General features: G+C 33.3%; 20 protein-coding genes. All 20 read right to left on the bottom strand.

Annotated features, from left to right (window positions below; all coding sequences use genetic code 11):
* Positions 1-29 precede the first annotated feature (29 nt).
* On the bottom strand, positions 30-191 hold the full coding sequence (locus CPG45_RS11645) for a mannonate dehydratase (protein WP_197702803.1): 162 nt from the start codon (positions 189-191) through the stop codon (positions 30-32).
* 15 nt (positions 192-206) lie between these two features.
* Positions 207-1,616: a glucuronate isomerase gene (gene uxaC, locus CPG45_RS11640; RefSeq protein ID WP_096232093.1), complete on the bottom strand. Its 1,410-nt coding sequence runs from the start codon at positions 1,614-1,616 to the stop codon at positions 207-209.
* Positions 1,617-2,050: 434 nt separating this feature from the next.
* Positions 2,051-3,829, bottom strand: a complete 1,779-nt coding sequence (locus CPG45_RS11635; protein WP_096232091.1) for an ABC transporter ATP-binding protein — start codon at positions 3,827-3,829, stop codon at positions 2,051-2,053.
* Positions 3,829-5,595, bottom strand: coding sequence for an ABC transporter ATP-binding protein (locus CPG45_RS11630; RefSeq protein ID WP_096232089.1), 1,767 nt, complete (start codon positions 5,593-5,595; stop codon positions 3,829-3,831). The genes CPG45_RS11635 and CPG45_RS11630 overlap by 1 nt, the downstream gene beginning before the upstream one ends.
* Positions 5,596-6,269: 674 nt before the next feature.
* Positions 6,270-7,787 (bottom strand): succinyl-CoA:acetate CoA-transferase ScpC, encoded by a 1,518-nt coding sequence (scpC, locus tag CPG45_RS11625; protein ID WP_096232087.1) that lies wholly within the window; start codon positions 7,785-7,787, stop codon positions 6,270-6,272.
* 296 nt (positions 7,788-8,083) lie between these two features.
* Positions 8,084-8,446: a hypothetical protein gene (locus CPG45_RS11620; RefSeq protein WP_096232086.1), complete on the bottom strand. Its 363-nt coding sequence runs from the start codon at positions 8,444-8,446 to the stop codon at positions 8,084-8,086.
* A gap of 66 nt (positions 8,447-8,512) precedes the next feature.
* On the bottom strand, positions 8,513-8,740 hold the full coding sequence (locus CPG45_RS11615) for a hypothetical protein (RefSeq protein ID WP_096232084.1): 228 nt from the start codon (positions 8,738-8,740) through the stop codon (positions 8,513-8,515).
* Between the two features lie 591 nt (positions 8,741-9,331).
* Positions 9,332-10,618 (bottom strand): sn-glycerol-1-phosphate dehydrogenase, encoded by a 1,287-nt coding sequence (locus tag CPG45_RS11610; protein WP_096232082.1) that lies wholly within the window; start codon positions 10,616-10,618, stop codon positions 9,332-9,334.
* Positions 10,615-11,727 carry a GntR family transcriptional regulator gene (locus CPG45_RS11605; protein ID WP_096232080.1) on the bottom strand — a complete coding sequence of 371 codons (1,113 nt, stop codon included), beginning with the start codon at positions 11,725-11,727 and terminating at the stop codon, positions 10,615-10,617. Before CPG45_RS11605 ends, CPG45_RS11610 begins: the two co-directional genes overlap by 4 nt.
* Positions 11,728-11,923: 196 nt before the next feature.
* Positions 11,924-13,405: an L-fucose/L-arabinose isomerase family protein gene (locus CPG45_RS11600; RefSeq protein ID WP_096232079.1), complete on the bottom strand. Its 1,482-nt coding sequence runs from the start codon at positions 13,403-13,405 to the stop codon at positions 11,924-11,926.
* Positions 13,406-13,441: 36 nt separating this feature from the next.
* Positions 13,442-14,083 (bottom strand): L-ribulose-5-phosphate 4-epimerase, encoded by a 642-nt coding sequence (locus CPG45_RS11595; RefSeq protein WP_096232077.1) that lies wholly within the window; start codon positions 14,081-14,083, stop codon positions 13,442-13,444.
* Complete coding sequence (locus tag CPG45_RS11590; protein WP_096232076.1) at positions 14,052-15,746, bottom strand: ribulokinase; 1,695 nt, start codon at positions 15,744-15,746, stop codon at positions 14,052-14,054. Before CPG45_RS11590 ends, CPG45_RS11595 begins: the two co-directional genes overlap by 32 nt.
* Before the next feature lie 72 nt (positions 15,747-15,818).
* Positions 15,819-16,667, bottom strand: coding sequence for a class II fructose-bisphosphate aldolase (locus CPG45_RS11585; RefSeq protein ID WP_096232075.1), 849 nt, complete (start codon positions 16,665-16,667; stop codon positions 15,819-15,821).
* 22 nt (positions 16,668-16,689) lie between these two features.
* Positions 16,690-17,235 (bottom strand): D-lyxose/D-mannose family sugar isomerase, encoded by a 546-nt coding sequence (locus CPG45_RS11580; RefSeq protein ID WP_172856554.1) that lies wholly within the window; start codon positions 17,233-17,235, stop codon positions 16,690-16,692.
* 93 nt (positions 17,236-17,328) lie between these two features.
* Positions 17,329-18,813 carry an alpha-N-arabinofuranosidase gene (locus CPG45_RS11575; protein ID WP_096232074.1) on the bottom strand — a complete coding sequence of 495 codons (1,485 nt, stop codon included), beginning with the start codon at positions 18,811-18,813 and terminating at the stop codon, positions 17,329-17,331.
* Positions 18,814-19,256: 443 nt separating this feature from the next.
* Positions 19,257-20,651 (bottom strand): 6-phospho-beta-glucosidase GmuD, encoded by a 1,395-nt coding sequence (gmuD, locus tag CPG45_RS11570; RefSeq protein WP_096232072.1) that lies wholly within the window; start codon positions 20,649-20,651, stop codon positions 19,257-19,259.
* Positions 20,635-21,144, bottom strand: coding sequence for a hypothetical protein (locus tag CPG45_RS11565; RefSeq protein WP_094043862.1), 510 nt, complete (start codon positions 21,142-21,144; stop codon positions 20,635-20,637). Before CPG45_RS11565 ends, gmuD begins: the two co-directional genes overlap by 17 nt.
* Before the next feature lie 79 nt (positions 21,145-21,223).
* Positions 21,224-22,549, bottom strand: a complete 1,326-nt coding sequence (celB, locus tag CPG45_RS11560; protein WP_094397614.1) for a PTS cellobiose transporter subunit IIC — start codon at positions 22,547-22,549, stop codon at positions 21,224-21,226.
* A gap of 59 nt (positions 22,550-22,608) precedes the next feature.
* A complete protein-coding gene (locus CPG45_RS11555; protein ID WP_013787347.1) occupies positions 22,609-22,917 on the bottom strand; it encodes a PTS sugar transporter subunit IIB in 309 nt (102 codons plus the stop codon).
* A gap of 175 nt (positions 22,918-23,092) precedes the next feature.
* The gene (locus CPG45_RS11550) at positions 23,093-23,623 is read right to left on the bottom strand and encodes a glycine/betaine/sarcosine/D-proline family reductase selenoprotein B (RefSeq protein WP_094043858.1); all 531 of its coding nucleotides are present in this window, start codon (positions 23,621-23,623) and stop codon (positions 23,093-23,095) included.
* Between the last annotated feature and the right edge of the window lie 3 nt (positions 23,624-23,626).

The following is a 23,626-nucleotide window of genomic DNA, read 5'->3' as shown; positions in this document are numbered from 1 at the left end:
TGTAATCACTAATATAACAAAAGTGGATTTTATTTTTTACTATACACCTCCATAATCTTGTAAAGCGGCCACACTTCTCCTACCGGAACATCATATATTGCAGATACGATACCTACTATGCCAGGTATTTGCCTTATGTTTTCAAGTGTAACCTTGTCGTCATCGCCATACCATCTAAATGTCATATACATGATATTACCTTCTTTCTAAATATTGATATTAAAATATTCTTTTGCATTGTTAAATGAGATGTCCTTAACTATTTTACCAAGCAAATCATAATCACGAGGTACTTCTCCATTTTCAACCCATCTTCCTATCATATCGCATAAGATTCTCCTAAAATAATCATGCCTGACATATGAAAGAAAGCTTCTGGAATCTGTCAGCATTCCTATGAATCTGCTTAATAATCCTAAATTTGCAACTGTCCTAAGCTGCATCTTTATTCCATCTATACAATCGTTATACCACCAAGCTGGTCCTAACTGCATTTTTCCTGCAATACCACCTGTTTGAAAATTGCCTATCATGGTTTCTACGACATAGAAGTCAACCGGATTAAGTGGATAAATAATAGTTTTTGTAAGTACGCCTTTCCTTTCAAGTAAATCTAAAAATTGACCAAGTGAATATGCGATTGATGCATCATTGATCGAATCAAAACCCGTATCGGGCCCTATTTTTTCAAACATCAGCGTATTATTATTTCTAATTACTCCAATATGCAACTGCATAACCCATCCGAGCTCATAATATTTTTGAGCGGCAAAATTTAAAGTGTATGTTCTATATTTGTCTTCTTCAACTGTCGATATCTTTTCTCCATTTATAGCTTTATTAAATATCTCTTCTACTTCTTCTCTTGTAACATCTACATATGGCATATACCTCATTGACTGATCAGATGCGAGGCAACCATTACTCTTGAAAAACTCCATCCGATTTTCTAATGCCGATAAAAAGTCATCGTAATTATTTATTTTTGTATTACTTACATTTTCTAGTTTTTTTACCCATTCAGTAAAACCTCTTTTATTTATATCAAGTGCATTATCAAATCTAAATGCAGGAATTACTTTTACATTGAAAGATTTATCTTCTTTTAATTTTCTATGATAAATTAATTCGTCTGTTGGATCATTTGTCGTAATTACAGCTTTTACATTGGATTTCGTTATAAAATCTTTTGCGCTATAGCCGTCATCATTTTTCAACTGGGATTTTGTATTATCCCAGATTTTTTTGGCATTGCTTACATTCAGTGTTTCATCTATATTAAAATATCTTTTTAGTTCTAAATGTGTCCAGTGATATAACGGATTTCCTATAGAATATTGAAGTGTTTCTACCCAAGCCATATATTTATCATAATCATCGGCATCACCTGTTATAAATTTTTCATCAATACCATTATTTCTCATAAGTCTCCATTTATAATGGTCACCATAAAGCCATAACTGTGTTATGTTCTCATATCTTTTATCTTCATATATTTCTTTCGCATCCAAGTGACAGTGATAGTCAAATATAGGCATATATTTTGCATAGTCATTATAAAGTTCATTCGCAGTTTTATTTGATAGCAAAAAGTCATCATCCATAAATTTCTTCATATAACATTTCATTCCTTTCAATCTTTTAGTACAAGAAACAGTGAATAACATTAATAAGTTACAATACCATTTTCAAATTTTGCATCTTTCACATGCATGTATTTAATATAATCTTTTAATAGAACATATGCATCTGAATACAGTTTTACACTACATTGGACAAATCAATTACTACATTTATTATTGCAAACCTAAATTTTTTCATCATGATGCCTCCAATTATTTATTTTTGTTCACGTTAAAATGTTCACGTGAACATTTCTTTTATATTCATAATAGCATTAAGTCAAAATAAAATCAATATAAAATCAAAAAAATATTGATATCAGGCATTATCTTTAATGATAATATTTAGGAATGTTAAATATAGTCTCGACTTTAAGAGAAAAAATAACCGCCCTGCTGAACATAGAGCGGTTTTAGTTTTTTAAAATTTAAACAGCAAATTTTATCTGTGATACCTGTAATTCATAGTATTTTCCATGAAGGGACATTAGTTTATCATGTGTACCTTCTTCGATTATTCGACCATCTTCCACGACAAAAATTCTATTCGCATTTCTTATAGTAGATAACCTATGCGCTATTACAAATGATGTCCTACCATCCAGCAATTTTTCTAATGCCTTCTGAACCAATATTTCAGTGTGTGTGTCTATACTCGATGTTGCTTCATCAAGTATTAGTATTGCAGGATTTGCGAGCAATGTCCTAGCAAATGATATAAGTTGTCTCTGTCCAACAGATAACCTTGAACCCCTTTCATTTACTTGTGTATTATATCCATCCTTTAATTCTATAATAAAGTCATGTGCATGGACTGATTTTGCCGCAGCAATGACTTCTTCATATGTGGCATCAGGTCTTCCATATTTTATATTGTCATAAATGGTACCAGCAAATATAAAGGTATCTTGGAGTACAATGCCAATTTTTGACCTCAGAGATTTTAATGTCATCTTCTTTATATCAAGGTCATCTATATATACAGCACCTCTTACTGGATCATAAAATCTGCTTATAAGATTTGCAATTGTGCTCTTTCCGGCACCCGTTGGACCTACAAGTGCTATAGTTTCACCAGGATTTACAGTAAAATTTATGTCTTTAAGCACAGGCTTTTCGGGGTCATAAAAGAATGAAACATCTTTAAATTCAACTTTACCTTTTATTGAAGGAATATCAAATGCATCTTCTTCATCAACAATATCCGGCTTTTGATCAAATAGCTCAAAAACTCTCTCAATAGATGCCATTGTAACAAGCAAGAGATTATATATGTTGCTTATATCATTTATTGGTCCCCAAAACCTACCGATGTAACTTAAAAATGCGAATATAACACCTATCGTAACTTCACCTTTAAAGTACATATTAGCACCAACTAAAAACAATATTACTGTACTTACGGCACCTGTTACATTTACAAATGGGCCAAAGAGTCCATTTAATTTTATAGCTTTCATCCATGTTTTAACTATATCGATATTTAAAATATTAAAATTTTTTTCATTTGCCTCTTCTTGCGCAAAAGCTTGTGTTACTTTCATACCTTGAATACATTCATTGAGATATGCATTCATATTTGAAGATTTTTGTCTTACCTCGAACCATCGCTTTCTTATCTTTCTTTTAAGTACATTTATGACAACCATTAAAATAGGTAGAACAGAGAATGTAACAAGCGACAATTTTATATTCATACCAATCATAATTACAATTATACCGACAAGTGTAATAACATCACTTAATACATTAACAAATCCATTTGTAATCAAATCTGCAGGTGCATTTATATCATTGACAAGCCTCATCATTATTTTGCCGGCTGGCCTGCTGTCAAAAAACTTGAATGATAATGATTGTACATGCTCAAAAAGCTTCTGCCTCATATTAAATATTATTTCTTGACCCGCTTTTGACAGGATGTAGGTTTTCCATCTATTTAAATACATAACAAATAGCGTTATTGCTACATATAAAATAGATATTTTCGAAAGACCGATAAAATCATTTTTGCTAATATAATTGTCTATAGCAATCTTCAAAATATATGGTCCAGCGAGGCCACCAATCGTAATAAGTATAACATAAAATGCTGATATAAAAATCTCCTTTTTATATGGCAGAGCGAACTTAATAAGCCGTAGAATCTGATGTAAATTAAATGGTCTTTCAAGCTCTTCATCATCATTATATCTATTAACAGCCATCAGGCACCCACCTCTTTCAATATGTTATCTATCATCTCATCGCTAAACATTGTTTTATATTGTTCTTTAAAGTTGTGGTAATATAAGCCTCTCTTTTTTATTAATTCCTTGTGCGTTCCTCTTTCTACTATACTTCCATTTTCCAATACAATTATTTCATCAGCGTCTTTAACAGACGAAATTCTATGAGCAATAATAAAAGTAGTCTTACCATTTTCTAAATTCTTAAGGTTCTCCTGTATGGATGCCTCTGTCTCCATGTCTACACTTGATGTTGCATCATCCAATATTAGTATAGAAGGATTTTTAAGTATTGCACGAGCAATAGCGATTCTTTGTTTTTGACCGCCAGATAGTCCAACACCACGCTCTCCGACAATTGTATCATATCCTTCAGGCATCTCCATGATAAAATCATGAGCATCTGCAGCCTTAGCAGCATCAATAATTTCCTCCATCGTCGCATCAGGATTGCCAAACGCTATATTGTCTTTAATCGTATCCGAAAATAAGAAAGTCTCCTGCATTACAATTCCAATGCTGTCCCTTAATGTCTTTAAATCTAGCTCTTTTATATCAATTCCGTCTATCAATATTTTCCCACATGTCGCATCATAAAATCGACCTATAAGATTCACAATTGACGTCTTCCCTGCACCCGTTGCACCCATTATAGCTATCTTTTTGCCCTTTTCAGCGCTGATATTGATATTTTTAAGGGCATACCCTTCATCATATCTCATAGAGACATTTTTAAATACAACATTGCCCTTTATTTTTTCAATATTTATAGGATTATCCGGACCTTTTATCTGAACTTTATAATTTAATAGGTCAAATATTCTTTCGCCAGAAGAATTCGCCTGTTCATACATATTTAATATATTTGGTAATGCTCTAAGTGGCCATATCATTGCCCACAAATATCCATTAAATTGTATTAACTCACCAAGGGTAATCTCATGTCTTTGAACTAGAAAACCACCAAACCAAATGAGGATAACAAAGCTCATGTCACCAATAAACCACATTACAGGTGCATATTTACCTGATATATACCCAATATTTATACCTTTCATCATATTCTCTTTATTTTCTTTTTTAAACTTTGCTATTTCAGCAACTTCCTGTACAAATGCTTTGACAACCTTTATTCCTGTTATATTTTCTTGGATTGTAGTATTTAATACTGCATACTCTCTTCTAAGTTCATCAAAGGCATTTTTTATTTTTTTGTTAAAAATTCCTGAAATATATATGAGAAATGGAGATAATACTAATGACAGAAGTGTTAATTTGTAATTTATCGTAAATAATATTATAAGTGTTATTGCAAATGTTACAATGCTATTTACTAATTGTAAAAAGCCGCCTGGAACAAATATCCTAACACCTTCAAGGTCACCTGTAAGCCTCGACATAAGTTCGCCTGTTCTCGCTTTGTCGTAAAAGCTAAAAGAGAGTTCCTGCAAATGCTTATACATATCATGCCTTATTGAAGATATCGTTTTTTGTGAAGAATACTCTACAAGCAAAGTAAATAGATAACTAAATAACGATGTAACAATGCTTATAGAAACCATACCCATAACAAGATATATTAAAAAATTATTTTCCTTCTTTAAAAGTACCTTATCTACAAGTAACCTTTGAAGATATGGGTTCACCATACCTAATATTATGTTGATTATAAGTAGGATTAAACTTAAGTAAAAGTACTTACTATATGGTTTCATGTACCCAAAGAGTTTTTTTAGAGTACCCATAAACTCAACACCTTTTCATTTTATTTTAAAATTTATTTTAGAAAGGTCTACATTTTCTCACTCCTTACTTTATATACTCTTTAATGAATTATATCATCATATATTTTTGAATCAATATTGATATATAATTATTAACTAATAACAAATCTAAATGACAAAGATGACCTCTTATATCCTCTTCTTTTTTCCTATTTCTTTAAGTTTAATAAACTACTTAATAAAATTTTAAAATTTCTCTTCATTATTATAGGTGTGTAGGTGCCTATTTAGAATAAAATTTATCCTCATCAAATTTTATTTAACTTTTTTTGTATTGATCTTTTCCAGTTTAATAACAACCTAGTAGGATGTAATTAATTATTTTATTAACCGTCATCTACTTCTTTCACAATCCGACTATAGTTGGTACCCGGCCTCACGACGGACACATTTGTCTTAGGCTAACGGTCCACGTAACGAACTTTCACCGTCAAGGCTACGCGCATTCCGCCCACACAAAAATAGCGGGGATATTATCCCGCTTATTTATTTTATTTTATACAAAATTAAATTTTAATTTGCTAATAATTGTTATTTTATTGCTATAGTATGATTTTTTTATTAATGTTATAATTTTCTTAAAAAACATAGGGTTTTTTCAACAATCTGAAGGCTGCCATAATAAACAACCTTTTTTACTTAGTTTCTGCCTCTTCTAATTTTTTCATGGTTCCTGTTTTTATGCATCTTTCATGCCATGAAAATGCTTCCCCGATTATATGTGGTGTTTGTACTTCACCAGTTACTCTAATAGATCTATTGTAATAATCCATAAGTGCATCTTTATAATCCGGATGTGCGCAATTCTCTATAATAACTTTCGCTCTCTCCCTTGGACTAAGCCCTCTTAAATCAGCTAAACCTTGCTCTGTTACTATTACCATAACATCATGCTCTGTATGATCTACATGTGATACCATGGGTACAATACATGAAATGTTATTATCTTTTGCTGTGGATGGTGTTGCAAAAATTGATATATAAGCATTTCTAGTAAAATCTGCCGAACCACCAATGCCATTCATCATCTTTGTGCCTAAAATATGTGTCGAATTAACATTTCCATAAATATCAACTTCAATAGCCGTGTTCATAGCAATTACACCAAGTCTTCTTATTATTTCTGGATTGTTACTTATCTCTTGCGGGCGCAATATAATTTTACCTTTATATTTTTCAATATTAGTATAAAATCTTTTAAGTCCATTTTCTGAAAATGTAAGTGCTGTACCCGACACTTTATCGACTTTACCGGCATCAATTAAATCAAGAACCGAATCTTGAATAACTTCTGAATAAAAAGCTAAATTGTTAAATTTTAAATTAACAAGTCCTCCTAAAACAGCATTAGCTACATTACCTACTCCAGATTGTAACGGCATAAGAGTATCTGGAAGTCTATTATGCTTTATCTCATTTTGAAGAAAGTCTATTAAATAATCTGAGATTTTTTTTGATGTGTCATTTACAGGTGTCAATGGTAGCACTGTATCTTTAATATCAGTAAAGACGACAGCTACTATTTTATCCGGATCACAGGGTATATACGGTGTTCCGATTCTGTCACTAACACTTGTTATTGGAATTGGTTTCCTATTAGGCGGGTCTTTTGGTTCATATACATCATGCATTCCTTCAAGCTCTAATGGTTGTGAAGTATTAATTTCTACAATTACTTTATCAGCCATATTTACAAATGTAGGTGAATTACCTACGGATGTTGTAGGAACAATTCCACCATCACTATTTATAGCAACAGCTTCAATAATTGCAAAATCTATTTTACCCAGAAATCCATATCTTATTTGCTGAGGCATATGGCTCAAATGCATATCTATATACTCAACTGCACCGCTATTAATAGCATTTCTCATGTCTTTATTTGTCTGATATGGTATCCTCTTAAAAACCAAATCTTCACGCGCTAAAGCACCATCGAGCTCATCTCCTACAAGTGCCCCTGTATAAAGATTTATTTTAAATCTTTCTTTTTTGCCTCTTTCTGCAAGTGCTAATGGAACTGCTTTAGGGCAGCCTGTAGCAAATCCACTTGTTCCTATTGTCATACCATCTTTTATATAAGATGCGGCTTCATCAGCTGACATAACCTTATCTTTAAGTTTTTGGCATCTTAATCTTTCCTCACAATTCATCACTAGGCCTCCTTTAGTATTTTTAAAGTACCTTGTTAGTATTTTAACATATTTCCTTTTATAGTTCAATCATCATTCTTAAATGTCTAAATATTTACATATTTCCGAATTTGTTTTTCTAACAAGAATATAAAAAACAGATATTTTATTTTATAATATATCTTTATCATAAATTGTTATATATGATAATATTACTATATTGTTTAATAAAAAATGTCATCTTTTAAAAGTTCACAATATTTTAATTTTTTATATAAACTTGAAAAAGCCCAACTTTCTCGTTGGGCTAAATGTATTCACTCTTTATCTTTTAAAGCGCTTATTTCTCTTTCTAACATCTCTATTCTACTTTTTAATTCATTTACTTCTTTTACAGCTTTTTCTCTCTCCAGCTTTAAATTATCAATTTGAGTTTTATATGCATTGTGCTCGATATCTTCCGCTTTTTTTACAGTATCTTCAAACATTTCTGATACTCTTTCTTTGCCTTTATCGTATATCTCAGCAGTCTTACCTGCTATATCATTTGCACCCTTTACGCCTTTGTCTAAAACAGGTTTCACAGTCTCTTTCACTTTAGGATATAATATATAACTTAGTGCTGCAGCACCAATACCCCAAAAGAAGCCACGGCTTCCAATCATTTTTAAAATTCCCATGGAAATAAACCTCCCTTCATAGGTTCTCTTATTATTTTACCCTATTAAAATTTAATTATAAAATCGTTATTTTCCAAATATGAGTGCTCTTGCAATTGATTTATATAAATCCTTCGCATTGTGCTTTTCACTCATCTTTACCGCATATTGTAAAAAATCGCTTATTGTTGCTTGCCATAAAATTACCATTTCATTCTTTACTGCTTTATCTTTTTCATACTCTTCAAAAGATACATCAACAGTCTGTCTCAATACTTTTGACACTTCCTCGAATTTTTTCCTTGCTTCTTCCATCAAATGTCCTCCTTGTCGAAAATTTATAGACTTTAAAGGAATTTACCATTATTACAAGCTGATTTACATTATAATTGTCTTGCAGCATCTTTTGCATACCTTGATAGTTCTATTGTTTCGGATATCTTTAAAGGATCATCATCAAATTGCTATGTCCAATACTTTTAAAAATTTTTTATTTTTTAAAAGAGATAATTTTCCCTCGACATATACTGTTGCTTCACTGCTTTACCTGGTTTTAACCTTAAAAATTCCTTTAAAGTTCTATTATTATAATGTATGGTTAAAGTATGAATAAAGACACTCTAATTTACAAAAAATACGATAAAAAGTCCAAGTGTGCTTTCTCTCATAATTAGTATCAATACGGTTGCTATTGTTATTATTAGATCTCCGTTAATTTTTATCTCAATATAGTAAAATGGCCATTTCTAAAGGTGCACCGAATTCAAAAACTTTTTAAAAAATGATAAAATTTTTAAACTAGGGAAGATATACAAAAACAGAATCTTAAACCAAAATTAGGAGATGTCTAGAATAAGCTATAGATAAGCAGAATACAATAAATAAAGAATTGAGGCAAATAAGCTCTCAATTCTTTATTGCTAAATCTAATATTCTATCTACGTTTATATCTTCTGCAAGTCTCAATATTGTATATCTTTTCCTCATTTCTTTGGCATTCATCAAAATATTTTTAAGTTCGCCTTTTTGCAAACCTAAATAAGATATATCAGACGGCGCTTCAACATCATTTAAAAGCTCATCTATATAATCACTTGATGGCACATTTTCTAATACCCATTTTTTCATCGTATCCCAATTTTTAAGTATGCGCTTTTGCCGTACTCTTCGCAGTTCTTCATCAATGTAATAATGATCAATATCTTTAAATACCTCATCAGCCATCGGTCCAAAGTTTTTTCTTATTCTGAATTCAAATTCTTCTTTTGTTTCATGCTTTCTTTCTTCCATCAATTTTTTAACTTCATCCTCATTTAGTGAAAAAACAGCATTATATAAACTGGCAGAAATTTTTGTCATTATGCCTACCTTTGCACCATGTGAATGCTGAATACCACTGCTTAAAAGTTCTTTCATCTCGATGAAATGTGACAGATGATGCTCTGCCCCCGAAGCAGGTCTTGAATTTCCAAACTTAAGCATAGAAAGACCAGACAATATCAATGCTCCCATTAACTTCTTAATAGCTTTTTCATCTTTGCTTTTTAAGCTTTTACTCACTTCTATGCAATCATTCAGAGACTTTCTCGTATCTTCTGCAATTTCTTTGGAATAATCTTCTTTTGTTATAATACTGCTTATATACCAGTCAGCAAGCGACGTAAATTTGCCGATTATATCACCAAAGCCAGATGTTATCATGTCATAAGGCGCATCTTTAAGTATATTAGTATCGCCCACGATGAACACAGGATATGTTGCAGTATACGTCCGCTTGAATCCATTTACTATGAGTGGAGATACGGATGATGCATATCCATCCATTGATGGTACAGTTGCCACAATACCATATGGTATTTTTGTCTTGCTGCTTACAAATTTGACAACATCGTTTATCGTCCCAGAGCCAACAGCAATCATTATTTCGACTTTGTTTTCCAGTGATGTCAGCACTTCTCCAACTGCTCTTTCATCAGGTATTAGATTGCCTTCCCTATTTAACATACATAACAATACGTCAAAATTTTTATCTATCAATATATCTCTTAATAGTGAACCCGCAGCCTTATAAGTATTTTTATCGCATACAATCAGTACGTAATACTTCATTCCTAAGCTATTCAATATATCAGGAACATCGTATAAGGCATTACTGCAAACCTCTACTTGCTTTATCATGGCACCAGAACTCATAGCACTTCCTCCAATTCAATCTCCTTAGTGGAATTTCTGATTCTTATTTCAGGCTTTATACATATATTCACAGGCTTATTAAAAGCTTTCTTTCCTTTTCCTATAAGTTCAAACAAAGTTGAAGCAGCTAGTCTACCCATTTCTTCTTTTGGATGTATAATTGAAGTAAGTTTAACGCTTGAAAGCTCTGCATAATCAGAATCATCGAAACTCACTATTGAAATATCATCAGGCACATTGTAACCTAGTTCTCTAATTGGATCAAGAATCCACATAGCAATCTGGTCATTGTAGCTGACTATTGCTGTCGGTTTATTCTCCCATTTTGAGTATATCTCATATATCCTTTCTTTAGGTTTTGTTTTCATTTCTTCTGTCGTGTAAAATATTATGTTGTCTTCCTTAATCTTAATATTGTTTTTCCTCAATGCTTTAACATATCCCTTGTACCTATTAAGCCCCTGATTATCATCGCTTTTAAATATGCCAACAATATTTTTATGTCCAAGCTTAATAAGGTGATCAGTTGCCATATATCCACCACCTTCATCGTCTTGAATGATGTAAGATGGGTTCAACTCTTCATAGAAGCTATTAATAAATATATAAGGAATTCCTCTGTTTTTTAGCTCATCAAAATAATTTAGATTTATATGTGGTAAGGCGCTTTTTGTAGGCTCAATGATCAATCCTCTGATGTCTTTCGCAAGGATGTTTTCTAATATATCCATTTCTGTCTCAATGCGGTTATTTGTATTGAAAAGCAATATTGAATACCCATTCTTAGCCAAAACCTGATCAATACCTTTGATTATCCTAGGAAATATATAATCGTTTATATAAGTCGTTATAACTGCAATATTTTTATTATCATAACTTTTAACAGCATTTCTATCAGCGCAAAACGTCCCTAATCCTTGCTTTCTATAAAGCCATCCTTCATTTTCAAGGTCATCAAGTGCTTTTCTTATTGTGTGTCTGCTTACTCCGAACTTTACCATAAGCTCACTTTCAGTCGGCAGTGGTTCATCTATATTAATATTATTTTTTATAATTAAATTAGTAATATAGTCTTTAACTATTTGATATTTTGGCACATTCTCTTCCAAAATTGAACATCCTCCCTCACCATCAAGATATCCACCTACATATATTATATCGCTTCTCAAAAATATAACTAAATCACAAATCAGACGAAATATTCATTAAATATTCGTCAATAATTATAGAGTTTAAAGACTTATTTCAATAGTTAAATAAAATTATCACCTGAAATTATCTTAACAGGTGATAATTTTACAAATCTTATTTAAATGGATTTTCATTCTTGTATAACATTGTGGCTGGCTGATTAAATGAAACATCATCGACGCCTAAAAGCTTCATAGCAGCGTACAAAACTTTGCCAGCATGCTTAAACGCAACACCTACATGATGTGGAAAATTCTTTTCTATCAAGACATGTCTGTAGAAGCGCGCCATCTCTTTAACCGCAAATACACCAATGCTGCCAAAAGACATAGGATCAATATCCAGTACTTCACCTTCGGCAACATAACTTCTAAGCTTTGTGTCTGCAGTGCTTTGTAATCTAAATAATGTAATATCACCTGGCCTAATAGTTCCTTCCAAAGTACCTCTTGTTATGTCTGGCTCTTTATCGGGCTCTAATAATCTATGCATTATGCGCTGATACTTCATAGTATAATTTTTCATCATGCAACTGCTAGTATTTCCACAGTGAAATCCCATAAAAAGATCACTATTTTTGTAATCACCAATTTTATCTTTATTGCTTTCATACATATCTTTCGGAACAGTATTGTTGATATCTAGAAGTGTTGCTGGTAAATTTGTGGCACATGTTATAATGTATTCGCTAAGTGCACCATATATATCCGTCTCACAAGCCACAGGTATGCCGCTTGCTGCTAGCCTTGAATTTACAAAACATGGGACAAAACCAAACTGCGTTTGAAATGCCGGCCAGCATTTGTTGGCAAAGACCACATATTGCGACGCCCCTATATTTTTATCTATCCAGTCCCTTAATGTAAGTTCATACTGTGCAAGCTTCGGCAGTATGCCACCGTACTTATTACCGGTACCTAATTCTTTTTCCATGTCTTTTATAACATCTGGAATCCTTTTATCATCTTTATGATTATTGTAAGCTTCAAAAAGATCTAATTCGGAATTCTCCATTATCTCGATGCCTAAGTCATAAAGCGGCTTAATAGGTGCATTACATGCGAGAAAGTCCTGTGGCCTCGGTCCAAAGCTTATTATTTTTAACTTTTTAAGTCCAAGTATCACCCTTGAAATATCTTTAAAATCTGATATCATATCAGCTATTTCATCTGCATATCCCACTGGGTATTCTGGTATATAAACATTTAGATTTCTTAAGTTTAAATTGTATGAAGCATTTAACATACCGCAATATGCGTCACCGCGTCCATCGTATAGATTGTCTTTTGTCTCCTCTGCCGCCGCAACAAACATCACTGGGCCATCAAACTTTTGAGCCATCATCGTCTCAGGTCCTTCCGGTCCAAAATTGCCTAGGTATATAACAAGTGCATTTACGCCTAAATCATTAGCCTCTTTCAGAGCATTCACGGCATCTATTTCATTTTCTACAGTTGTGGTGACTTCATTTATAGATATGCCTTTTTCAATACATGCTTTTACTACCGCATTTCTTCTTTTCTCACTTAAAGTGATTGGAAAACAATCCCTGCTGGTAGCTACAATTCCTACTTTAACTTCTGGTATGTTTATCATGCAAAATCCTCCTTCATTAAATTCACATCATATTTTTCATTGACCATATTTTGTAAGATATCTCTCATGGGCTCTTTTCACTTCTTCATCTGGTATCACATCAGGAGTGCCTAATAACAACGCTAGATGAACAGTTTTTGCCGTATCTTCCACCATCACTGCAGCTTTTAAAGCTGCTTCCGGCGTATTTCCTATTGTGAAAACCCCATGATTTTTCATCAGTATTGCAGGGCTATCGCCAATATAATCAACAATCGCTTTGCCTATCTCTTCACCGCCAATCTTCGCATAAGGTCCTACAGGAATTGCACATCCAAACTCGTCTGCAATAGCTGTAAGATAAACTGGAATTGACCGGCCAAGTGCTGCAAAACTTGTAGCATACGGTGAGTGTGTATGGACAATTCCATTCACATCACTTCTATGTCTGTAGACGTAAAGATGTGTAGCAGTATCAACTGATGGTTTTAGCTTACCTTCAACCACATTGCCATCCAAATCCACAACTACCATATCATCTGGAGTCATGTCATCGTACAAAACTCCACTGGGCTTTATGACTACAAGATTTGTCTCAGGATCTCTTCCGCTGACATTGCCGCTTGTCATTGTAACCAAATTGTTTTTAGGAAGCATCATGTTCATTTTATATACACGTTGTTTCAACTCTTCTAACATCTGAAACCACCTCTTTTATGTTTTTTAGCCTCTTCATTACATCATTTGCCCCTCTTCCAAAGTAGTCGTGAAGCAGTTTATACTCCTGAAATAGCTTTTCATATATCTCAACATTTTCAGAAATAGGCTTGAATGTCTTGTCTTTTAACTTTGGTATGATTTTAGCTGCTTCAAATATGCTGTCAAAACCGCCATTTTCCTTTCCTGCTGCAACCGCACCAAACATAGCCGCACCTAATGCCGGCGTCTGGTTTGACTTCGATACTTTTATTTCTAAGTTTGTTACATCAGCGTATATCTGCATAAGCATCGGATTTTTCTCAGGAAGTCCGCCACAGGCGTAAAGCTCATCTATCTTTATGCCGTACTCATTAAATGTATTTATTATCATCCGTGTACCATATGCGGTTGACTCTATCAAAGCTCTGTATATTTCTTCAGGTTTAGTTCTAAGTGTCAATCCTAAAATCAAACCAGTAAGATCCGCATCAACCAAAACAGATCTATTTCCATTAAGCCAATCAAGTGCCAAAAGGCCACTTTCTCCCGGTTTTAGCTTTGAGGCTTTTTCTGTCAAAAGCTGATGTACAGATATGCCTCTTTCTTGAGCTTCTTTTTTGTAATCATCTGGAACGCAATTATCTACAAACCACGCAAATATGTCTCCTACCGCTGACTGTCCAGCTTCATATCCATAATATCCTGGTACAATGCCGTCTTCCACTACTCCACACATACCCGGAACCTCAACTTCTTTGTCCCCTAAAACTACATGGCATATAGACGTGCCCATTATCATAACCATCTTTCCTGGAGATGCTACACCTACTGCAGGAAGCGAAACATGTGCATCGACATTGCCTACAGCAACAGCAATACCAGGCTTTAAGCCAATCATCTCCGCCATTTCCTCAGTTAATTCACCTGCTTTTGTGCCTAAAGGATATATGTCTCTTGATAACTTTTCATCTACTACATTTTCAAGCCTCTCATCTAACGCTTTAAAAAATTCTTTTGAAGGGTATCCCTTTCTCTTATGCCAAATCGCTTTATAACCTGCTGTACAGCTATTTCTCCTTTCATTGCCAGTTAATTTCATAATAACCCAGTCAGTTGCTTCTATGAATTTATCTGCTTCTTCATAAATATCTGGAGCTTCATTTAAGATTTGCCATATCTTCGGTATCAGCCACTCAGAAGAAATCTTTCCACCATACCTTGCTAAGAAATCCTCTTCTCTTTCAGAAGCAATCTTATTTAACATATTAGCTTCAGGTTGAGCTGCATGATGTTTCCAAAGTTTAACATATGCATGCGGATTTGATTTATATTCTGGTAAATCGCACAAAGGCGTACCATCTTTTTTTATAGGAAGCATCGTACATGCTGTAAAGTCTATGCCAATCCCCACAACATCATCTTTATTTATTCCAGACTTTATTATCACATCTGGAATTATCTTTTTCAAAACTTCTATATAATCATCAGGATGCTCTAATGCCCAATCCTGCGGCAATACTGTCCCGTCTGGAAGTCTCTCATCCATGACGCCATGCGGATAGTTCATCGTTGAAGAAGCTACTTCCTCTGCTGTATCAAGATTTAAAAGCAATGCCCTTGCGGATTCTGTGCCATAGTCAATACCTATTGAAAATTTTGCCATAATGTAACACTCCTCAAACAACATAATAAAAGTAATGTTCAATACTTCAAATGTAATTAATTATTCATATTATTACGCCATTCCATTACTTCCAAATAATAAAATCCGATTTTTTACTCTTTCTTTAATTACTTTATAAGAAGCATCAAGTATTTCCGGATATCCCACTATATTATCGTTATCATTTATTAACTCCCTTATTGCATATTTTGCGATCAATGATAATTCAGTAAAATAATTTATTTTACAAATTCCATTTTTAATACAATTTTTAAAATCATCATCAGTGAGTCTTGAACCTCCGTGTAAGACTAAAAGAATATCCACGACATTGTTAATTTTTTTCAATAAATTTATGTCTAAATTTGGCTTGCTTTTATATATTCCATGAGCAGAACCAAATGCAACCGCCATAAAGTCTATTCCAGTTTCTTTAGCAAATTTCGAAGCATCTTCAGGTGTTGTAAATAATTTCGATGTTTGAGGTAGATCGTACTCTACTCCTTCACCAACATGCCCTATCTCTCCTTCAACAGAATAACCCAATGAATGTGCAATATCTGTTACTTGTTTTGTCATCTTAACATTTTGTTCATATGGTAATGAAGAACCATCATACATAAATGAAGTAAAACCAAACTTTATCGCTTTTATAAAATTATTAAAATCTTTACAATGATCAAGGTGAAGTGCCACAGGAATCTCAACTCTATTAGCTATAGTAACAACTTCTTTTGCTATTAATTCAAAATCAGAATGCTTAAAATGTATTTCCGCAAACTCTAAAATTATTGGTGATTGTAGCTCAACAGCTGCATCTACCGTAGCTCTGATCATAACATCATTTATTACATTAAATGCCCCAACAGCATATTTATTCTTTTTTGCATCATTAAGAATATTTTTACCACTTACTAACATTTAATCATCCCTTCATAAAAATTTATTCCCCAATTTCTGGTATTCGTTTTATTCTTTTATCAGTAAATATATCCGATAAATCATCACTATGGGACGAAAATTCTGATACTATTGCTCCCTCTTCATCTGCTTGAAACCAGTGTAATGTATCGGGTTCAATTGTATACTGTTCCCCTGGATTTAATATAATTTCATGAAATGCTGTAAAACTATCCTTATATTTATCAGGAATTTTGCAATGCAAATTATTTGATTTAACACCTTCAACATATAAATATACCTTACCATACCTACAACGAAACGTTTCTTGTTTACCTAATTTACTATTAATATTTGGATGTTTATGTTCAGGACAAATTTGATTAGGAAATAGCACCATCTCTTTTGCACAATATCTATCATTATTTACATATACCACTAATTGAAGACCAATATTATTAATATCATTTAATCCGAAGTCAGCCACTTCAATTTCTCTTTTTTCTTTTTCTGTAAGAGCAATATTCGCTTTTTTAAAATAATCACAAGTTCTTTTACATATTTCCGTATACTCGTTTTTACTTATCATACAAATACCTCCATATCATTAAAAATTTAATTGAAAATTGTTACAACTAAAATAATCTTAAAATTTTTAAGACATATTTAAAATTTTATATATTTAATGTTCTACTTCTAAAGTAACGACTGACATTTTAGGCATTGAAACAATCAATTTACCGCCTATTATTTTAATTTCATCAAATTCTTCTGATACAACTTTATTAGGATTGTCAAAAGTATTGTGCGCATTCATTTCATCAGCAGTTAATATTGTACCTGTTGCTTTGTCTACATTTGTTCCTCTAAGTTCACATTCCACAGTAACTGATTCTTTAGGATTTAGGTTGCACAGAGAAATATGAATTCTTCCACTATCATCAGAAGAAACAGTTGCTGTTACTTGAGGAATACCATGTTCTGAATCACGCATATATTCTGGTGTATCAATATTAAAATCTAATAATTCTGCATCTTGATGAACTTTATACATGTCAAATACATGATATGTCGGTGTAAGTACCATTTTAGCTCCATCTGTAAGAATTACGGCTTGTAAAACATTTATAGTCTGTGCTATATTAGCCATCTTGACTCTATCGCAATGCTTATTAAATATGCTAAAGTGAATGCCTGCAACCAAAGCATCTCTCATTGTATTTTGTTGATACAAGAACCCCGGGTTTGTGCCTGGTTCTACATCATACCATGTACCCCATTCATCTACAACTAATGCAACTCTTTTTTCAGAATCATATTTATCCATTATCGTAGAGTGCTTTGTTATTAATTCATCCATGTACAACGCTTTCTTCATGGTGATAAACCATTCTTCTTCATCAAAATCTGTAGCTGAACCTTTTCTTTCCCATGTACCTGGTACTGTATAGTAATGCAAACTAAGACCATCCATTAGTCTTCCAGCTTCTCTCATCAACACTTCTGTCCAAGTATAATCGTCTGTATTAGGTCCGCAAGCAATTTTAAATATCTTATTGCTGCCAAAATTCCTGACATAGGTGGAATATCTTCTATATACATCAGCATAATATTCAGGACGCATATTACCTCCGCAGCCCCAGCTTTCATTACCAACACCAAAGTATTTAAGCTTCCACGGTTCTTTTCTCCCATTTGAGGCTCTCAAATTTGCCATTGGTGACTCTCCATCAAATGTCATGTACTCTATCCATTCCCTCATCTCTTGAACTGTACCACTTCCAACATTACCGCAAATATATGGCTCTGTATCCAAAAGATCACATAATTCAAAGAACTCATGTGTTCCAAAATGATTGTTTTCGATTACACCGCCCCAATGTACATTAATCATTTTTGGTCTTGATTCATAAGGTCCTATACCGTCTTTCCAATGGTATTCATCTGCAAAGCATCCACCAGGCCATCTCAATACAGGTATTTTAATTTTCTTCAACGCTTCAACAACGTCTTTCCGAATACCATCTATATTGGGTATTTCTGAATCTTTACCAACCCAAAAACCTTCATATATACACTTTCCTAAATGTTCAGCGAAGTGGCCATAGATATTTTTACTGATTTTGCCTTTTTTATTATCTGCATTGATAACGATTTTGGATAACATATAAATACTCCTTCATAATTAAAATTTATTTCATCATTACCAAATTCATACTTATATATACATTTAAAATAATATCTTGTATTTATACGTACATTTTATATTAATATATATTCTACATCTTTTTTAAAATTCCTTCTTTATTTTTAAATTTTTTTAAAATATTTTTATGCTTGATATCCTTCTCTTAGATTATCAACGATTATGAAGAAATTTCATCTACGTGCTTATAATTTATGTATAATTTTATTATTGTACGTACATCTTAATATAATATATTCGACGTCATTTTTAAAAATCCTTCTTAAATATAAAAATTTTTTAAAATTATTTTCTACATTAATTTTTTATTTTTTCCCGAATACTGAATAATTATTATAAATCTACTCATAAAAAAAATGCCCTCACTTTTGTAAAGGCAAAATAATAAACAAAACAATTAAAATTTATTCACTAAATCCATTATTTTTTGCTAACTCTTTAAACCAATATCCACTTTTCTTGATAGTCCTTTTTTGTGTAGCTAAATCCACAGAAACGAGTCCATAGCGGTTTTTATACGCATTTAAGAATGACCAGTTATCCATGAAAGACCACAGGTGGTATCCTTTTACGTTGCATCCTTCTTCTATTGCCTTATAAAGCCATTTTAAATGGCCTTTGATAAAGTCTATCCTGTAATCGTCTTGGATTATGCCGTCTTTTATGAAGCGCTCTTCTCCCTCTACACCCATGCCATTTTCGGAGATATATGACTCTATGTTTCCGTAGTTGTCCCTCACATTTATGAGTAGGTCATATATACCTTTTTCGTATATCTCCCATCCTCTATACGGATTCATTCTTCTTCCCGGCATGATGTACTCATCAAAGAACCAGTCAGGCGTAAATACGCCGTATGGATTGGGCATATTTTCTTTTGCTTTGACTCTTCTTGGCTGATAGTAATTTACTCCAAGATAGTCAACAGTATTGTTTTTTATAAGCTCAAGATCATCCTCAGTATACACCGGTAAATGATTGTAACTCTTTAGAAGCTCTACAAGTTTCTCAGGATATTCTCCTTTTACACATGGATCTAAAAAGCTTCTATTGAAGAGAAGATCAGCTATCTCTGCCGCCTTAAGATCTGCAGGATGATTGCTCCGAGGATATGATGGAGTAAGGTTTAATACAATTCCGATTTTTCCATCTTTTATATTTAATTTTCTGAATTCGTTTATTACCATTGCACTTGCTAAAACCGTATTGAAACACACCTGTATAGCTTTCTTAAAATCCACAATGTCTGGATAATGAAAGTTATAAAGGTATCCTCCTTCTGCTGGAACTATGGGCTCATTAAATGTAATCCACCTTTTCACTCTGTCTCCAAAAAGCTCAAAGCATGTCTTAGCATAGTTTTTGTAATTTTCCAAGACTTGACGGCTTTCAAAACCTCCAATGTGCTGCATTTCTATCGGCATATCGAAGTGAAACAAAGTAGCTATAGGCATAATACCATTTTCTAAAAGCTCATTTATTACATTATTGTAGAAATCTACCGCCTTCTTGTTTACTTCACCTACTCCACCTGGAATCAATCTTGACCACGATATTGAAAATCTAAATGAATTGTGCCCTATTTCTTTCATCAATCTTATGTCATCTTTATACCTGTGATAAAAATCGGATGTTACTTCAGGTCCAACACCATTAAAAAAGCGGTTTGGTACCTGTTTGTACCAATAATCCCATACATTCATACCTTTTCCATCTTCACTTGCAGCACCTTCTATTTGAGTTGCAGATGTGGCAGAGCCCCACCAAAAATTTTCTGGAAATTTATATTCTTTTGCCATTTTTCCTTCCTCCTCTTGTTTTGTTAGTCACATAATTTGCGATAAATTTTTCCCCACCTAGTGATATTAAAAAATAACCTATGGAAAATATTATCACTAATGGTCCAAAGAATTCTTCTAATACTACGCATATTGTCAATGCATGTGTTGCATAAACTATCAAATCGTAATAGCTTAATTCTTTTTGCTTTTTGAGAAGTGCCACAACATAAAAGACAAGTGATAGTACAAGTGACGATGCTATCAATCCAATATACAGAAATAGTAGTGAAGATACAATATTTTTAAATGATAGTTGTGAATAGCTATTTAAAAACACTGAAAAATTACCTGTAAATAGTGACATTATAAGTTTAATAAGTGTTAAATAAACTACACCAAAAATCGTCAAGATAAGATCAAACCTGAGAAGTTTGATTATAGATTCGCCTTTTAGTCTTTTGTAATTTTGAGGCATAAACAAGCTTATTTTTAGCTCTTCCAAAACACTCATAAATTTTATCTCCTTACACCTTTTAAAATGTTTAAAGCAATTAGACGATTACGACTGTAACCGCCTAATTGCAATGATATCAGCCTTTTTGGCTTTCAACAGCCATTGCTTGCTCTTGCTCAAGGTACTGCCTATCTACAACTCTTAAGAATGGCAAGTATATGAAGAATGAAATCACTAATTCAATTATCTGCCATACAGCACCACTAAAACCTGAGACCAAAAGTCCTCCGATAATAGGTGGTGTAGTCCATGGTATTACAACGCCTGTTGGATATCCAACCAAACCTATTGACATTACAATGTAAGTCAAAGTAGCTAAAATCATAGGTGTCAATATAAATGGTATAACCATTATAGGGTTCAAAACAATTGGCAAGCCAAATATTACCGGTTCATTGATGTTAAATAAACCTGGAACTATAGCAAGCTTTCCAACTGTCTTAACCTGTCTTGATTTTGAGAAGAAAAGCATAGCAAGTACAAGTCCTAATGTGCTTCCTGAACCACCTACTAGCATGTACATATCGTGGAACTGCTGTGTTATGATGTGTGGAACTGGGTGACCAGCTTGGAATGCCTGCAAGTTCTCGGCTGCAAGTGCTAACCATATTGGTCCCATAACAGATCCAACTACGTTTGCACCATGTATACCAAATGACCAGAAAAGTCCTTCGAAGAAGTTAGCAATCAACGTAGCAGGCAGTGTATCACCAAGTCTTGTCAAAGGTATCTGCAATACAGTGTAGATAAATTGATGTATTGTGCCATAAGATGTCATAGCAAACAGCATTCTTATTACATCAATGATGATAGCGACTATAGCCGCAGGTATCAATGCAGAGAAAGCCTTTTCAACTGCAGGTGGAACACCTTTTGGCATCTTTATTACCCAGCCTCTTTTTACGACAAACCTTACGATTTCCACTGACAAAATTGCTGTTAAAATACCAACAAATAAACCTTTTGAGCCCATCCAGTCAACTGGTATGCCGCCACTTACTTCAATTGCTTTTTTAGCGCCTTCAGGTGTATAATTAATTATAAACGGCGTAAATATCAAAAATGCAACAAGTGCAGTTGCAGCCGTGTTTAAACCATCAATTTTGTAATGCCCTGCGAGGCTGTATGCAATGCCAAATACTACAAATATGCTCATTATTGACATTGTAGCCTCAAAGGGCCTCATAAAGAATGTATTCCAGTTTGGTCCAAATGTCTTTGCCATAAAATCGGAGTAACCAGGTATAGGCAAAAACGCCAGCAACAAGAAAACTGCACCTATTGTGATAAGTGGAACAGCGAGCATAAAGCCATCACGAATTGATGTCAAGTACCTATTTTCAGAAATTTTACCTGCTATAGGCATCAATTTTTCTTCAAGCGAATCTGTAAACTTACTCATTTTTATAACACTCCTTATCTTAAATTTAGATTTTTGGTTTTAAAACTTATAAATGAGAGCTATTTATTAGCCATGCTTAAAGCTTGGTCTAATACTTTTTCTCCATCCATCATACCGTAGACGACTGGATTTATCACATCTACAGGTACACCTTTTTCACTGCATATTTTCTTTGCTTTTGGCAGTATGAATTTTACTTGCGGACCTAAGAGAACTACATCCGCTTCTTCAACGTATTTTTCCATCTGTGCTTCAGGGTATGCATCAACAGCGACCTCTATACCTCTTGCTTTTGCTGCCTCTTCAATTCTGCCAATTAACATGCTTGTCGATGAACCTGAAGAGCAAAAGAGAATAATCTTAAGCATTAACGTTTTCCCTCCTTTCAAAAAACTTTAGCTTGTAAAAGCAATTTTGCATTTTATCTTCAAGGATATCCCCACTTAAATAAATCACTACATACACTATTAAAACACTTCAAAAATGGGGAATCCCTTGAAACCAAAGAGATTCAATCTAAAAACACGTGTACCACCTCTTTTCCTATTCCTGTGGGAAATACCCTTCTTCTTCAGGTGATCCTATGGGTTGTCCTTGTGCCAATTTCACTGCAAATTTCGATATTTTTCTCAGAGAATCATTTAGTCCAATGCCTCCTCTATTTGGAGTCTCTATGATGTATATCTTTTTTCTAAATAATTCTGTACCTGTATTGTCCTTCGACATGGCAGCAAAAGCCGGAATGTCCAACTTTTCAATAACTGCTTCTGTCAAATATCCACAGCAATCACCGTATCTTTTGTAATTTAATGCAGGACCACATATAACTACGTCCGGATTAAATTGTTTTATCATGGTTAATATTTTTTCAATAGCTTCGTCTTTATTTTCAAGAAAATAGTTATCACCACATATTACGGTACCAATTATATCCCCACCGTTTCTCATCATGGTGTTTTTTAATAACATTCCCAATCCTATAGCACCAAATTGGGATTGAGGTTCCATATTCATTTTTTCATCTGTTCCGTATCCAGCCTGAACCTGGTTTAAGAATTGTACCGCTTTAATCATGTT

The organism is Thermoanaerobacterium sp. RBIITD (assembly GCF_900205865.1).
In the GTDB taxonomy this organism is placed as follows: domain Bacteria; phylum Bacillota; class Thermoanaerobacteria; order Thermoanaerobacterales; family Thermoanaerobacteraceae; genus Thermoanaerobacterium.
This window is presented reverse-complemented; position numbering and strand designations above follow the sequence as displayed.

What these genes read in the sequence shown, in the direction of transcription:
- CPG45_RS11550 (WP_094043858.1), bottom strand. Translation starts at nt 23,623, where the DNA reads ATGATTAAAGCGGTACAATTCTTAAACCAGGTTCAGGCTGGATACGGA.
- CPG45_RS11615 (WP_096232084.1), bottom strand. Translation starts at nt 8,740, where the DNA reads ATGGAAGAAGCAAGGAAAAAATTCGAGGAAGTGTCAAAAGTATTGAGA.
- CPG45_RS11585 (WP_096232075.1), bottom strand. Translation starts at nt 16,667, where the DNA reads ATGTTAGTAAGTGGTAAAAATATTCTTAATGATGCAAAAAAGAATAAA.
- CPG45_RS11630 (WP_096232089.1), bottom strand. Translation starts at nt 5,595, where the DNA reads ATGGGTACTCTAAAAAAACTCTTTGGGTACATGAAACCATATAGTAAG.
- CPG45_RS11575 (WP_096232074.1), bottom strand. Translation starts at nt 18,813, where the DNA reads ATGTTATCCAAAATCGTTATCAATGCAGATAATAAAAAAGGCAAAATC.
- CPG45_RS11610 (WP_096232082.1), bottom strand. Translation starts at nt 10,618, where the DNA reads ATGAGTTCTGGTGCCATGATAAAGCAAGTAGAGGTTTGCAGTAATGCC.
- CPG45_RS11635 (WP_096232091.1), bottom strand. Translation starts at nt 3,829, where the DNA reads ATGGCTGTTAATAGATATAATGATGATGAAGAGCTTGAAAGACCATTT.
- scpC (WP_096232087.1), bottom strand. Translation starts at nt 7,787, where the DNA reads ATGAATTGTGAGGAAAGATTAAGATGCCAAAAACTTAAAGATAAGGTT.
- uxaC (WP_096232093.1), bottom strand. Translation starts at nt 1,616, where the DNA reads ATGAAGAAATTTATGGATGATGACTTTTTGCTATCAAATAAAACTGCG.
- gmuD (WP_096232072.1), bottom strand. Translation starts at nt 20,651, where the DNA reads ATGGCAAAAGAATATAAATTTCCAGAAAATTTTTGGTGGGGCTCTGCC.
- CPG45_RS11580 (WP_172856554.1), bottom strand. Translation starts at nt 17,235, where the DNA reads ATGATAAGTAAAAACGAGTATACGGAAATATGTAAAAGAACTTGTGAT.
- CPG45_RS11590 (WP_096232076.1), bottom strand. Translation starts at nt 15,746, where the DNA reads ATGGCAAAATTTTCAATAGGTATTGACTATGGCACAGAATCCGCAAGG.
- CPG45_RS11555 (WP_013787347.1), bottom strand. Translation starts at nt 22,917, where the DNA reads ATGCTTAAGATTATTCTCTTTTGCTCTTCAGGTTCATCGACAAGCATG.
- CPG45_RS11620 (WP_096232086.1), bottom strand. Translation starts at nt 8,446, where the DNA reads ATGGGAATTTTAAAAATGATTGGAAGCCGTGGCTTCTTTTGGGGTATT.
- CPG45_RS11600 (WP_096232079.1), bottom strand. Translation starts at nt 13,405, where the DNA reads ATGATAAACATACCAGAAGTTAAAGTAGGAATTGTAGCTACCAGCAGG.
- CPG45_RS11565 (WP_094043862.1), bottom strand. Translation starts at nt 21,144, where the DNA reads ATGAGTGTTTTGGAAGAGCTAAAAATAAGCTTGTTTATGCCTCAAAAT.
- celB (WP_094397614.1), bottom strand. Translation starts at nt 22,549, where the DNA reads ATGAGTAAGTTTACAGATTCGCTTGAAGAAAAATTGATGCCTATAGCA.
- CPG45_RS11595 (WP_096232077.1), bottom strand. Translation starts at nt 14,083, where the DNA reads ATGTTAGAAGAGTTGAAACAACGTGTATATAAAATGAACATGATGCTT.
- CPG45_RS11645 (WP_197702803.1), bottom strand. Translation starts at nt 191, where the DNA reads ATGTATATGACATTTAGATGGTATGGCGATGACGACAAGGTTACACTT.